General features: G+C 57.7%; 12 protein-coding genes and 1 pseudogene. 10 read left to right on the forward strand and 3 right to left on the reverse strand.

From position 1 onward, the window contains the following. Position 1: 1 nt before the first annotated feature. Entirely contained in the window at positions 2–826 is an 825-nt protein-coding gene (locus AC13QE_RS18075) for a family 1 encapsulin nanocompartment shell protein (RefSeq protein ID WP_488484710.1), read from the forward strand. Positions 827–1,015: 189 nt separating this feature from the next. Here the strand turns inward: AC13QE_RS18075 and AC13QE_RS18080 are convergent, their stop codons facing one another. After that, positions 1,016–1,942: a bestrophin family protein gene (locus tag AC13QE_RS18080; RefSeq protein ID WP_488484711.1), complete on the reverse strand. Its 927-nt coding sequence runs from the start codon at positions 1,940–1,942 to the stop codon at positions 1,016–1,018. A gap of 274 nt (positions 1,943–2,216) precedes the next feature. On the opposite strand from AC13QE_RS18080, the gene AC13QE_RS18085 reads away from it, so the two are divergent. The 5 genes and pseudogenes from AC13QE_RS18085 (at position 2,217) to AC13QE_RS18105 (ending at position 7,991) form a co-directional block, all read left to right on the forward strand. Continuing rightward, a complete protein-coding gene (locus AC13QE_RS18085; RefSeq protein WP_488484712.1) occupies positions 2,217–4,484 on the forward strand; it encodes an FdhF/YdeP family oxidoreductase in 2,268 nt (755 codons plus the stop codon). A 57-nt stretch (positions 4,485–4,541) separates the two neighbouring features. Then, positions 4,542–5,954, forward strand: coding sequence for a cytochrome ubiquinol oxidase subunit I (locus tag AC13QE_RS18090; protein WP_488484713.1), 1,413 nt, complete (start codon positions 4,542–4,544; stop codon positions 5,952–5,954). Positions 5,955–5,956: 2 nt separating this feature from the next. After that, entirely contained in the window at positions 5,957–6,964 is a 1,008-nt protein-coding gene (gene cydB, locus AC13QE_RS18095; RefSeq protein WP_488484714.1) for a cytochrome d ubiquinol oxidase subunit II, read from the forward strand. Then, positions 6,964–7,089, forward strand: a complete 126-nt coding sequence (locus AC13QE_RS18100; protein ID WP_488484715.1) for a DUF2474 domain-containing protein — start codon at positions 6,964–6,966, stop codon at positions 7,087–7,089. The genes cydB and AC13QE_RS18100 overlap by 1 nt, the downstream gene beginning before the upstream one ends. A gap of 109 nt (positions 7,090–7,198) precedes the next feature. Continuing rightward, a pseudogene (locus tag AC13QE_RS18105) lies at positions 7,199–7,991 on the forward strand (IS6 family transposase). A 209-nt stretch (positions 7,992–8,200) separates the two neighbouring features. Here the strand turns inward: AC13QE_RS18105 and AC13QE_RS18110 are convergent. Then, a complete protein-coding gene (locus AC13QE_RS18110; RefSeq protein WP_488484716.1) occupies positions 8,201–9,082 on the reverse strand; it encodes a LysR family transcriptional regulator in 882 nt (293 codons plus the stop codon). A gap of 263 nt (positions 9,083–9,345) precedes the next feature. On the opposite strand from AC13QE_RS18110, the gene AC13QE_RS18115 reads away from it, so the two are divergent. Further along, on the forward strand, positions 9,346–10,122 hold the full coding sequence (locus AC13QE_RS18115; RefSeq protein WP_132718704.1) for a nuclear transport factor 2 family protein: 777 nt from the start codon (positions 9,346–9,348) through the stop codon (positions 10,120–10,122). Between the two features lie 10 nt (positions 10,123–10,132). Next, on the forward strand, positions 10,133–10,495 hold the full coding sequence (locus AC13QE_RS18120) for an antibiotic biosynthesis monooxygenase family protein (RefSeq protein ID WP_488484717.1): 363 nt from the start codon (positions 10,133–10,135) through the stop codon (positions 10,493–10,495). A 20-nt stretch (positions 10,496–10,515) separates the two neighbouring features. On the opposite strand, the gene AC13QE_RS18125 is transcribed toward AC13QE_RS18120, so the two are convergent. Beyond that, on the reverse strand, positions 10,516–11,241 hold the full coding sequence (locus AC13QE_RS18125; RefSeq protein WP_488484718.1) for a GntR family transcriptional regulator: 726 nt from the start codon (positions 11,239–11,241) through the stop codon (positions 10,516–10,518). A 123-nt stretch (positions 11,242–11,364) separates the two neighbouring features. On the opposite strand from AC13QE_RS18125, the gene AC13QE_RS18130 reads away from it, so the two are divergent. Both AC13QE_RS18130 and AC13QE_RS18135 read left to right on the forward strand, forming a co-directional pair. Beyond that, a complete protein-coding gene (locus AC13QE_RS18130) occupies positions 11,365–12,414 on the forward strand; it encodes an amidohydrolase family protein (RefSeq protein WP_488484719.1) in 1,050 nt (349 codons plus the stop codon). 4 nt (positions 12,415–12,418) lie between these two features. Continuing rightward, on the forward strand, positions 12,419–13,312 hold the full coding sequence (locus AC13QE_RS18135; RefSeq protein WP_488484720.1) for a VOC family protein: 894 nt from the start codon (positions 12,419–12,421) through the stop codon (positions 13,310–13,312). Position 13,313: the final 1 nt, after the last annotated feature.

A 13,313-nucleotide genomic window follows, 5' to 3' on the forward strand; every position in this document is an offset into this window, starting at 1 on the left:
CATGGACAATCTTCACAGGAAACTCGCTCCGATCTCGAACAAGGCCTGGGAGCAGATCGAGGAAGAGGCGAGAAGGACGCTCAAGCGTCACCTGGCCGCACGGCGTGTGGTGGATGTCGACGGGCCGAAGGGCGCCGAATTTTCCGCCGCAGGCACGGGGCACCTTAAACAGGTCGATAGCCTAGGCGAGGGTGTCCAGGCTTCCCTGCGCGAAGTCAAGGCGGTTGTCGAACTTCGCGTTCCTTTCGAACTTTCGCGGTCCGCGATCGACGATGTTGAGCGCGGATCGGAGGATTCCGACTGGTCGCCGGTCAAAGAAGCCGCCCGCAAGCTGGCCTTCAGCGAAGACCGCGCCGTCTTCGAAGGCTTTGCTGCGGCCGGGATCCAGGGAATTCGCGAGGCCAGCAGCAATTCCGCCCTGAACCTTCCTTCGAGCCTCAAGAACTATCCCGATGTCGTTGCGAAGGCTGTCAGCCAGTTGCGTCTCGCCGGGGTCCAGGGTCCTTATGCCCTGGTTCTTGGTGAAGAAGAATATACCGCGGCAAGCGGCGGCAGCGACGAAGGCTATCCGGTGTTCCATCATATCGAAAAGGTTGTCGATGGTGGGATCATCTGGGCGCCCGCAATCAAGGGCGGCTTCGTTTTGACGACCAGGGGCGGGGACTTCGAGCTCGATCTCGGCCAGGACATCTCCATCGGCTATCTCAGCCATTCGGCGACGACAGTCGAACTCTACTTCCAGGAAAGCTTTACTTTCCGGATGCTGACCGCCGAAGCGGCGATTGCTTTACTGCCTGCGCAAGCTCAGATCGATAAGAGCGTGTAGGTTACTGGTAAGGGTGGATGTGACCATGGACAGCGGCTTGCCTCATCTCGGGTTTTGCGGGGCAAGCTATCCGTGCTCAATGGATTTTCGCGAGACAGAAAACGGTGCCCGACGCTCAAGCCGGATATACCGGCCGCCGCCGCTACCCCAAGCCATGCAGGGTGGCATGCATCCGCAGTCTTCAAATCGTCAGAGAAGGATCGATTCCACCGGCACAGGCATTTCCGGGAGATCTTCCTCTCCCAAAGCCTCTCTCAAGGTAATTTCGATCGACTTGGCGATCGCAGCAATCGGCAGGTCATTGGGCATGGTTCCGAATGGCATCTCCAGCTCGTCCCCAAGCGCATCCAGCCCGAAAAACGTGTAGGCGATAATGCCGGCGGCCAGCGGTGTAATTGGTCCCAGCATATTGGCGAGACCGAAGGGCAGGAGGAAGCAGAAGAGGTAAGCGGTTCTGTGAAGCAGAAGCGTGTAACCGAACGGAACCGGCGTGTTGCGCAGACGCTCGCAGCCGGCGATACCTTCGTTCATTCCCGAGATCGTGCGGTCGAGGATGCTGAACTCGATGTCAGTGACGTAGCCTTTGGCTGAAAGACCGGCGAGACAATCGCCCATCAATTGCAGGATATAGTTGGGCGCATTGGATGCTCTAAGAAGCCTAGCTCTTTCTTCATTCGAGAGCAGGGTTTCAACGTTGTCGCCTAGCCGATCTCCATAACGCAGGTGGCGCACAAGATCCTCGACAAGGACGATGTTCAGCCGGATCAGCCTTTCGCGCTCTTTGGCTGCCTGATCGCCACTCGGCAGCAAGATGATAGTCTGACGCGCCAGATCACGGCTGTGGGCAAGAAGATGGCCCCAGAGCCTTCGCCCCTCCCACCAGCGATCGTAGCAGGCGTTGTTGCGAAAGCCGAGAAAAATGGAAAGCGTCAGACCGATCAGATAAAACGGCGCCCCGTCGACCAGCGGAACGAGCGTAGGGTGTCGCGTGTGCGCCCAGACGACAATAGCCGACATGAACATGACGATGAGGACGCGGGGATAGATGCGTCTGATCACCGATCCTCGAATCTCGAAGAAGAGACGGAGCAGGTTCGGAGTTTCCCGGACGATCATGTTTCACCTGATTGCTGTGGCATTGCGTTTCGCGGCGATGAGGAATGACGTCACGGTAGCAAGGGTGAGCGAAACTGCTTCATCTGGCCTCTCACGCCAGGTTCGCTTCGCAAGAAGCGTACCATTTCGCGCAGACAGCATTGTCAAAGGCTTAGCAGGGCGAACCCACCGCAAAATGGACAAATTGTCCCTGGGAGTGAGACAAATTGTCCATGGAAAACAAGGAGATAACGTGTTCTACTGGCTATAGTGATACAGCGGCGGAGTGTGGGCTATGAGTGACAAGAAAGCAGAGTATAAAACCTATCACCATCCGGCGGGTGGATGGGGTGCCGCGGCTGCGACAGCGAAGGTGCTGCTGGAGCAAAGTGTCGTGACCAAAGGGTCGCGAGCGCTCCTTGCCATGAACCAGCCTGGTGGTTTCAAATGTCCAAGCTGCGCCTTCCCGGATGCCGACTGCAAGAAGACGCTCGAATTCTGCGAAAACGGCGCCAAGGCTCTGGCGCATGAAGCGACCAAATTCCGGGTCACGCGGGACTTTTTCGCCAAGCACACCGTCTCCGAGCTCATGGAACAGTCGGACTACTGGCTCGAGATGCAGGGCCGTTTGACGGAGCCGATGCGCTACGACGCAGCGACAGACAAATATGTGCCCTGCGACTGGGACACCGCCTTTGCAACGATTGGCAAGCATCTGAGATCGCTCGAGAGCCCGCATCAGGCCGAATTTTATACCTCCGGGCGCACGCCGAACGAAGCAGCTTTCCTCTACGCCATCTTTATCCGGGCGTTCGGCACCAATAATTTCCCTGACTGTTCCAACATGTGCCATGAGCCCACCAGCCGCGGTCTTCCGCCTGCGATCGGCGTCGGGAAGGGCACGGTGATCCTTGAGGATTTCGAACATGCCGAGGCGATCTTCGTCATCGGCCAGAACACCGGCACGAACTCGCCGCGCATGATGACGAATCTGGTCGAGGCACGAAAGCGCGGCGTTCCGATCGTCGCCGTCAATCCCATGCCGGAACGTGCGCTGATACGCTTCACCGAACCTCAGGACATGATCCAGATGGCAACCTTCGGCTCCACGCCGATCGCCAGCGAATTCGTCCACATGAAGATCGGCGGCGACCTCGCTTTCCTCAAAGGCATCATGCGCGTGATGTTCGAGCGCGAGGCCAAGGGCGAAACGATCCTCGACCATGACTTCATCGCCAAGCACACGGTTGGTCTCGACGCCATTCGCGACGAGGTGATGACCCATGATTGGCCCGAACTCGTCGCGGCGTCGGGGTTGGATGAAGACCAGATCCGCCGTTGCGCCGAAATCTATATCCGTTCGCGGGCAACGATGATCTGCTACGGCATGGGGCTCACCCAGCATCAGGACGGGTCGCGTCTGTTGCAACAGGTCGCAAATCTGTTGCTGCTGAAGGGCAATTTCGGGAAGCCGGGAGCGGGGATTTCACCGATCCGCGGACACTCGAATGTCCAGGGCGATCGCACCGTCGGGATCGATGAGAAGCCGACGCAGGACTATCTCGACAAAGTCCGAGACGTTTTCGGCTTCGAACCGCCCCGCGAGCACGGCCATCATACGGTCGAAACCATGGAGGCAATGGAGAATGGGACCGCCAAAGTCTTCATCGGCATGGGTGGGAACTTCGTTCGCGCAATCCCTGACACAGAGCGATCCTACGCGGCAATGCGTAATCTGGCGCTGACCGTCGGCATCACCACCAAGCTCAATCGCGGCCACATCGTCCATGGGAAGGAAGCGCTCATATTGCCGGTCATCGCCAGATCCGAGTGGATCCGTACGTCGGCCGGCGAACAGTTCGTAACAATCGAGGACTCCATGTCGAACGTCACGGCCTCGCGTGGCGTGCTGACTCCGGCCAGCGAGCATCTGAAGCCGGAGGTGGAGATTGTCTGCCGCATGGCCATGGCGACTCTTCCCGACAGCAAGATCCCGTGGGCGAGCTATATCGAGGACTATAACCTGATCCGTGACAAGATCGCGGCCGTCTATCCCGAAATCTATACCGACTTCAATGAGAAGATCAAAAATCCCAAGGGCTTCCACCTGGACGTTCCGCCGCGCCGGCTTGTCTGGCCGACACCGAACGGCAAGGCGAATTTTCTTCTGCTGCCTGGCCTGGAAGTGAATGCACCGGTCGCGGACCCGGCTATGCTGAGGCTTGCGACTGTGCGCTCGCACGACCAGTTCAACACGACCATCTACAGCTACAATGATCGCTATCGCGGCGTCTATAATGATCGTATGGTCCTGTTCATGAACGAGGACGATCGGAAGCAACGCAACCTCGAAGCGGGCGCACGCGTCTCTTTGGAGACGATCACCGAAGACGGCGTGCAGCGTCGGGTCGATGGTCTCACGGTGCTGGACTACCCGATGCCGCGGGGTTCGGTTGCCGGCTATTACCCGGAGCTCAATCCGCTTCTTCCGCTCGAATATTACGATAAGATCAGCGGCACTCCGGCAGCAAAGTCCATCCCTGTCAGGGTACTGGCGGCATAAGAAAGAAAGCGCCAGCAACAGTCACTTTCGAACCGATCTTAGCCAGGGAGACGGACGTTGTTTGAGAACCTAGACGCGGTCATTTTAGCGAGAGCCCAGTTCGCATTCACTGTCTCGTTCCATTTCATGTTTCCGGCCTTTTCGATCGGGCTTGCGAGTTTCCTCATGGTGCTCGAGGCGCTCTGGCTGAAAACGGGAGACGGCGTCTACGCCAATCTCTATCGCTACTGGCTGAAAATCTTCGCTGTTGTCTTCGGCATGGGCGTCGTCTCCGGCGTGGTCATGTCCTACCAGTTTGGCACGAACTGGTCCGTATTCTCTCAAAAGGCGGGGCCTATCATTGGCCCGCTGATGGCCTACGAAGTGCTCACGGCATTCTTCCTCGAGGCCGGATTTCTGGGAGTGATGCTCTTTGGAATAAACAAGGTCGGCAAAGGGTTACACTTCTTTGCCACGTGCATGGTGGCGCTCGGCACGCTCATTTCGGCAACGTGGATCCTCTCGGCCAACAGTTGGATGCACACGCCGACCGGCTTTGAGATCAATGCGAACGGACAGTTCGTGCCGGCGGGTTCCTGGCTGGCGATCATATTTAATCCCAGTTTCCCCTATCGCCTCGTGCATACGGTGCTGGCAGCCTACCTGACCACGGCCTTTGTCGTTGGCGGTGTCGGAGCATGGCATCTGCTCAAGGACCATTCCAATCGCGGGGCCGGGAAGATGTTCTCGATGGCGATGTGGATGGCCGCGGTCGTCACGCCGATCCAGATTTTCGCCGGCGACGCACACGGTCTCAACACGCTGGAACATCAGCCGACTAAGATCCTCGCAATGGAAGGCCACTATGAAGCACATGCCGAGGGCGCTCCGCTGATCCTCTTCGGTCTGCCGAGCAACGAGGAAGCGCGGGTACGCTACGAGATTGCCATCCCGCATCTCGGATCGCTGATCCTCAAACATGATCCTTTCGCGCCGATGCAGGGACTGAACGACTTTCCGCGTGATCAGTGGCCACCGGCTCCTATCATCTTCTGGTCGTTCCGCATCATGGTGGCGCTCGGATTTGCGATGCTCGGCATCGGCCTGTGGAGCCTTCTCGCCCGCTACAGACGGAAGCTCTACGAATGGGCGTGGCTGCATCGGGCGGCCGTGTGCATGGGGCCTGCGGGATTTGTCGCCGTGATCGCGGGATGGGTCACGACCGAGGTCGGTCGTCAACCGTTCACGGTTTACGGACTACTGCGAACGGCCGAGTCCCATTCGCCGCTTGCCGCCCCCGCCGTTGCAGTCTCGCTTCTGGCCTTTGTGATCGTTTATTTTTTCGCCTTCGGATCGGGCATCTTCTATCTGCTGCGGCTGATGTCCAAGCCGCCGGAACCGCATGAAAGCGAGCCGCCCCAGGTGCCGCAGCGCGCAGCGGGCATCACACCCGCCCCAAGTCTCGGCGCCGCGCTGCCTTTGGAGGATTGATCATGACCGAATATTTGGATCTCACCATCGTCTGGGCCATGATCATCGGTTTCGCGGTCTTTGCCTATGTCGTCATGGATGGTTTCGATCTTGGGATCGGCATATTGTTCCCGACATTTGCGGTGGGCGATGAGCGCGATCAGGCGATGAACTCGATCGCGCCCGTCTGGGACGGCAATGAGACATGGCTTGTGCTTGGGGGTGGTGCGCTCTTTGCGGCCTTCCCGCTCGCCTATGCGATCATTCTGCCGGCCACCTATCCGCTTGTCATCGCCATGTTGCTGGGATTGGTATTTCGTGGTGTGGCGTTCGAGTTTCGCTGGCGTCATCCCCGGCATAGAGCATTCTGGGATGCTGCCTTTTCCCTCGGGTCCCTGGTCGCTGCGTTTTCGCAGGGCATCATGTTGGGCGCGATTCTGCAGGGGCTCCATGTCGAAAATCAGGCTTATGCCGGCGGGTGGCTCGACTGGCTGAGCCCTTTCAGTCTCCTCACGGGTGTCGCGCTGGTGATCGGATATGCCCTGCTCGGGGCCTCATGGCTGGTCTGGAAGACAGAAAGCACCAGCTTGGCCCATGCCCGCAAACTGGCCTTCTGGCTCGGTATCGCAACGCTTGTTTCTCTCGCGGCGGTGAGCATTGCCACTCCCTTTCTCACCTATGACTACTGGCGTCGCTGGTTCGCTATGCCGGGCGTGCTGCTGACGGCGCAGGTTCCGCTTCTCGTCATGATTTCCGCCGCACTATTTTTCTGGAGCCTTAGGCGCGGCATGGAGCGGGTGCCGTTTGTCATGGCGCTGGCGATCTTCCTGCTGGGATTTTCCGGGCTCGGTATCAGCATCTATCCCTACATCGTGCCGCGATCGGTAACGATATGGGACGCGGCGGCGCCACCCCAGAGCCAGTGGTTCATGCTGGTCGGGGCGATGATCATCATCCCGATCATCCTGATCTACACGGCTTGGGCCTATTGGGTTTTCCGCGGCAAGGCGGGCGTGCATGGATATCACTGATGCCGGCTGAAACCTCTTCGATCTGGAAGCGCCTTGGGTGGATGATCGCGATCTGGGCAGCCAGCGTGATGTCCCTGGCTATCGTCGCGTTCCTGCTTCGGCTCATCCTGAAAACTGATAGCTGACCTGTGCGGCAGTTGGCCGGACTCTTGTGAAAGTGTTTGCGTGTGGATGACGATTTGAAGGGCCTTGTAAACTTAAGGAAACACGGACATTGATGTGAGATGACGGGCCATGACGAACCGTGATCTGCTCTATCGCCGCCACCGCTTTCCCGCCGAAATCATCGCGCACACCGTTTGGCTCTATTTCCGTTTCCCTCTCAGTCTGCGAATGGTCGAGGACATGCTTGTCGCCCGTGGCATCACGGTTTCGCATCAAACGGTCCGGCCGTGGGCAGAGAAATTCGGACGTCGTTTTGCCAACGAGATCGCCGTCGTTCGTCCGGACGTCTTGGCGTCGACCGCAGTCAACAAGCTGGCGCGTCGACGAAACCTATGTGAAGGTTCGCGGGCAATGGACGTACTTATAGCGAGCCGTCGACAAATTCGGCAACACGATCGATTTCTATCTGTCGCCAACCCCGAATGCCAAAGCAGCGAAGCGCTTTCTTGGCAAAGCCGTAAATGGTTTGAAGGATTGGGAAATGCCGGCTGTCATCAACACCGACAAGGCCCCGACCTACGGCATCGCGATTTCAGCACTGAAGGCCGAAGGCAAATGCGCGGAAGAGCTGGTGCATCGGCAGATCAAATACCTGAACAATGTCGCAGAGGCCGATCACGGCAAACTGAAACAGTTGATCAAACCGGTGAGAGGATACAAAACGCTAAAAACGGCCTATGCGACAATCAAAGGTTTTGAGGTCATACGCGCCTTGCGCAAGGGGCAGGCATCCATCTTCAATCTGAGCGGCGACATCTGTGGAGAAGCTCGCATCGTTGAACGCGCTTTCGGTATCGGACCGAGCGCCTTGACGGAAGCCGTCGCCCTACTCGCTTCAAATCTCGAAGGTCAGGCCGCGTAACGGCAGAGAAAACAGGACCTCTCCAACCAACCGGAATTCTTGCAACAGAGCCGCCTGAAATCCGTCAACCGGAAACGCGCTCCCCCCGCAGAAAATTTGCGACAGAACCAAATTTCTTGCCCCCTTTTTCTCGCTCCCCAGCATAAGATCGTTGAGTCGGGATTCTCAAAATTAAATGGAAAGTGACAGCGCAACCGCGCTTTCGGTCTTCAGATCTTCATATGCTTTTTTAAAACCTGGATGAATGCGGCGGCCTTGGGTTTGCTAAAGGCCGATGGTAACTGGACGGCCTGGATCGCGATCGTTCTTGATGGAAAAGGAGTGAGAAGTTGGACCAGCCTTTCCTCCCTGAGGTCGTTAGTTAGAAAGACATCGGGGCAGATGAAGATTCCCTTTCCCGCGCGCGCGGGCACAAGGCATGCGGGAGGGCTATTGGAGATGAAGGGACCAGTCACCGGGACGTGAATCTGCTTTCCTTCGACCAGGAAGGGCCAACGGTTAGGGTCAGGGTTGTTTGCGTCGCGAATGCAAATGTGACTGGACAATTCGGCAGGATGTTCCGGTTTACCGTGGCGTTGAATATAGGACGGAGCGGCGACAACCAAAAGCTTCGCCTCTCCGAGCTTTCGAGCCACCAGGCTTGAGTCTTTCAACGTGCCGATGCGCACGGCCAGATCGAAACCTTCTTCAGCGAGATTGACGTATTCATCCGACAAATGCAGCTCGACCGTAACATCAGGATGGTCGACCATGAAATCGAGAGCGGCAGCAGCGACGACCGTTTCGCCAAAAGTCAGCGGTGCGGCGACACGCAACGTGCCTTTCAGGCCGCTTGATGCCTCAAGGGACATGTCCAGCAAATCGAGTTCGTTTAAAACGCGCCGGCATCCCTCAAGATAGATACGACCATCGTGCGTCAATGACATAGATCGGGTCGTACGATGAAGCAAACTCATTCCCAAGTCGGCTTCGAGTTTTGCGATGTACTTACTGACGAGTTTGCCAGAAATGCCCAACCGAACGCTTGCAGCCGCGAATGATCCCGACTCGACCGCAGCGACAAAGGTTCGCATCCCGTCAATTTTATCCATCTCGATTGCCTTCATCCTGGCGAAACTGAGACGCTATAATCGCTGTTTCGGCGGATAATCGCCAGTGCTAAATTCGCGGAAGTGAAGTTCTGAAGTCGCTTTTCGATTTGGAGGGGAGGCTCCGGTGGTAAATAACTCCGATGGCCTATCGCTTTCTTTGGGGCGATTTCATCGGCTCTTAGTGAGTTGTCGTTGGTACGAACTTCACAGTTTCTATGGCGAGCTCCCGTGCCTCCTAATGCTAACAATGAAAGGAATTCGAAATGAGCCCAAAAGAAATAGTGCAGAGCGCTGTAGCAGCGCTGTTCACAGACTTTGATCCACAAGCTGCAGGTCACCTTCTCAAGGAAGACTACATTCAGCACAACCCCGCTGTACCCACAGGTGCCGCTCCTATCCTCGGGTTCCTGCCCGCGCTCAAGGAAAGTGGCCTGACGACTATTACCCACCGTGTCCTGGCGGAAGGAAATTTGGTGGTTCTGCACTCGACCTACGACAATGCACAGGCCTTCGGGGGCCAAACCATGATCGCATTTGACGTTTTCCGTGTCGAAGATGGCAAGCTCGCCGAACACTGGGACAATCTGCAAGCCGCCGTACCAGCGTCGAAAACGGTAAGTGGCAATTCGATGACAGACGGCGCGACCGACATCCGGGACCTCGCCAAAACCGCCGCAAACCGTGCGCTCGTCGAAAACTTTGTTCATGACGTGCTCATCGGCACGGCACCACAGAAGATCACAGATTATATATCGACCGAGACCTATATCCAGCACAACCCGATGGTGGGCAACGGATTGGAGGGTTTGGGCGAGGCGCTGAAGGCAATGGCTGCGGCCGGCCAGTCAATGGCTTACACCAAGACGCATTTGATCGTTGCCGAGGGCAATTTCGTGTTCACCGCTTCGGAGGGTAGCTTGGGTGAAACGCCAACCGCCTTCTTCGACCTCTTCCGTGTAGAGAATGGGAAAATTGTCGAGCATTGGGATACGATTTCCGCGATCCCGGCTCAGATGGCTCATAACAACGGAAAGTTCTAGGGAGGGCGAGATGAAATTCCTTCTGTCCATTTCCTTCTTATTTCTACTTTCAATGTCTGGTGTTGTGATGGCTCAAGAGAAACATGTCGTCGAAGTGGTGACGATGAACTTGAAGGATGGCGTGTCAGCGGACACGTTCGCGAAAGTCGACAAAGCCATCGAAGATCAGCATGTCAGCAAGCAGCCCGGTTTCATTTCGCGGGAAGCCGCGATAAACGGCCGTCAATGGCTCGTGATCGTGCATTGGAAATCAGCCGAAGCGGCACAAGCATCCATGGACAGCTTCGCAACCGCACCCGCAGCATCGCAGTTCATGGGAATGATCGACGCGTCAACGATGAAGATGACGCGTTATGACATCGTGAAGCGCTGAATTCGTTGCCCGGACGCGGCTCACCTAACGACTGTTGGGTCGGCCGCGCCCGGGCCTTCGCTTTCGAGGTCGGTCCTAATGAAATCGGCGGTCTGCTCGTAATGTCGCTGTAGCAGGCGTACAGCCTCGTCACTATTCCGATCGAGTACGGCTCTTAGAATATCCGCATGCTCCTGTGCCACCTTGCGTACACGAAACGCCTTGCGACTCGAAAGCGAGCGGTAACGATGAAGCCGGTCGGCGAGCTGTTCGCAGAAGCCGATCAGCGGTCGCGAACCGCAGCCGCCGATGAGCTGTGCGTGAAAGGCGCGATGCAGGCGCTCCCATTCCGGGTTGCTCTCGAACCGCTCCGGGTTCAAAGAGCGCGGCGCGCGCTCTAGCCGGTGGTGCGCCACGAGTAGGGCTTCCTCCCACGCCGACGTGCTGTTTGCGATCGATTCCCGCAAGGCCAGACCTTCCACCCAGCAGCGGGTTTTGGTCAGCTCCCCCAGCTCTTCAAGACTGATCGGTTTTACGAAGAAGCCGCGCTGCTCCTTGCCGATGACAAGATCCTCGGTCGTGAGGCGGTTTAACGCTTCCCGCAAGGGGGTTTGTCCTGCTTCGTAGTGCTCCATCAGAAAACGCAGCTGCAGCTTGCGGCCGGGCTCCAGGCGCGCGGACAGAATGTCGCCTTTCAGTCGTTCGTAAATGCTGGTTGCCAGTGTTGCGGGGCTCTCCGGCCTCCTGTTCAGCGCGTCTGCGTCCATATCGGGTCCGTTGTCCAAATCAGCTTTCTTATACACGATGACATGCAACTCGCACAATTTATAAATTTTTGCTTTACATGACAGTTTATGGATATTATTCGAAAGGGAACACAGGAGGAGAGTGTGGGCGAAGACAAACGAAGCACGGCGCGGTTTGACAGCGTTTGCAGCTGCTACGGCATAGACATTCACTGTCATGTCGTGCCGGCACGTTTTCCGCCGCCAGCCGGTTGCACACCGGTGCGCGGCTTTCCTTCGATGGTCGCCTCGGGCGATTGCCATGCCACCGTCGTCATCGACGGCAAGCCCTATCGAACGGTCAGCGATGCCTGCTGGGTTGCCGAACGGCGGCTTGAAGACATGGACAGGACCGGCATCCGCACTCAGGCTCTCTCTCCCATGCCGGAACTTTTTGGTTACTGGATCGAAACGAATGCAGCTTGCGATCTTATCCGATATGTCAACGATACGATTGCCGCGATCGTTGCCGAAGGCGAGAGGCGTTTCGTCGGGCTGGCCGGCGTTCCCCTGCAGGATATCGGCCTTGCGATCGGCGAGCTTCACCGCACGGTCGGCACCCTCGGTTTTCGCGGGGTCGAGATCGGCAGCAATATCAATGGCGTGCCGATCGGCGATCCTCGTTTCCATCCCTTCTTTGCGGAGGTGGAGAAGCTCAATGCGGCAGTCTTCGTGCATGCGGTGCGCCCGACCGGCATGGAGCGGTTGCTCGGGCCGGCACCGCTTCAGCAGGTGCTCGGCTATCCGACCGATGTGGGTCTGGCAGCCGCATCAGTGATCACTGGCGGGCTGCTTCAGAAATTCCCAAAGCTGCGGATCGCCTTTAGCCATGGCGGCGGCACATTTGCCTCACTGCTGCCGCGCCTGGAGCAGGGTTATGCTGCATTTCCGGCGGTCAAGGACATCATGCCGGAAGCGCCCTCGGCGCAGGCGCGGCGCCTTTACGTGGACTCGCTCGTCTTCGATACGGACACATTGCGGCGCCTGGTTTCCGTTTTCGGCCAGGAGCGGGTGCTGCTTGGCACCGACTATCCATTCAATTTTCGCGAAAAAGAGCCTGTTGCACGTATCAACGAGGCTTTCGCCGATCTCGAACTGCGTCAACGCCTGACGTTCGCGAACGCGCGGGCTTTCCTCGCTCTGGATGAGGTTTGATCAGATGACCAATTTTCCTGTTTCCGCCCTGCGGAGTGTCGAGTTGGGTACGCCCGATCTTGCAGCGTCTGTTGACTTTTATACCCGCGTCTGGGGCCTGGATGTCGTCGCCGAAGCGGAGAACAAGATTTTCCTGGCGGCAACGGGCGATGATTTTCATGTGTTGGAACTGAAGCAAAGCGGCCGCTCGGAATTGCGCAAGATTAGTTTTCGCGTCGGCACGGCTGAAGCGCTGGCGTCGCTTCTCTCAAAGTCGGTTGCCGCAGGCTGTACCGTGCTGCGCGACATCGGACCCGCCGATGGTCCGGCTGGCGGCGAACGTTTCGTCATCCGCGAGCCGCAAGGCTCCGTGCTGGAATTCGTACACGGCGACCGCCGCAAACAGGGGCGTGTGGTTGCCAACCGCCCGGGGCGGCTTGCCCATGTGAATATCAACAGTGTCGAGATCGAGGCGCTTGCGGACTTCTACCGAGATGTCCTCGGTTTCCGTCTGACGGACCGGTCGAAGCTTATGGCCTTCCTACGCTGCAACGATGACCATCATGCGGTCGTGCTGGCCGAGGCGCCGGTCAATGGGCTGAACCATGTCGCCTTTCTGATGCCGGATCTCGAATCCGTCATGCGAGGGTCTGGGCGCGTCGTCGATCACGGCTATCCGATCGGCTGGGGTGTCGGCAGGCATGGACCCGGCGACAATGTCTTTGCCTATTTCGTCGATCCGCAAGGCGCGGTGATCGAATATACCGCCGAAGTCCTGCAGGTGGACGACTCCTATCGCGTCCGAGGTCCTGAGGAATGGGTCTGGCCGCCCGGCCGGACGGATCATTGGGGCATCGCGCCTCCCAAAAGCGACGCCTGCAAGACGGCGCAGATTTCCATCGGCTTTTCCGGCGCCTGAT

The organism is Martinezella sp. CNPSo 3957, from assembly GCF_057784395.1.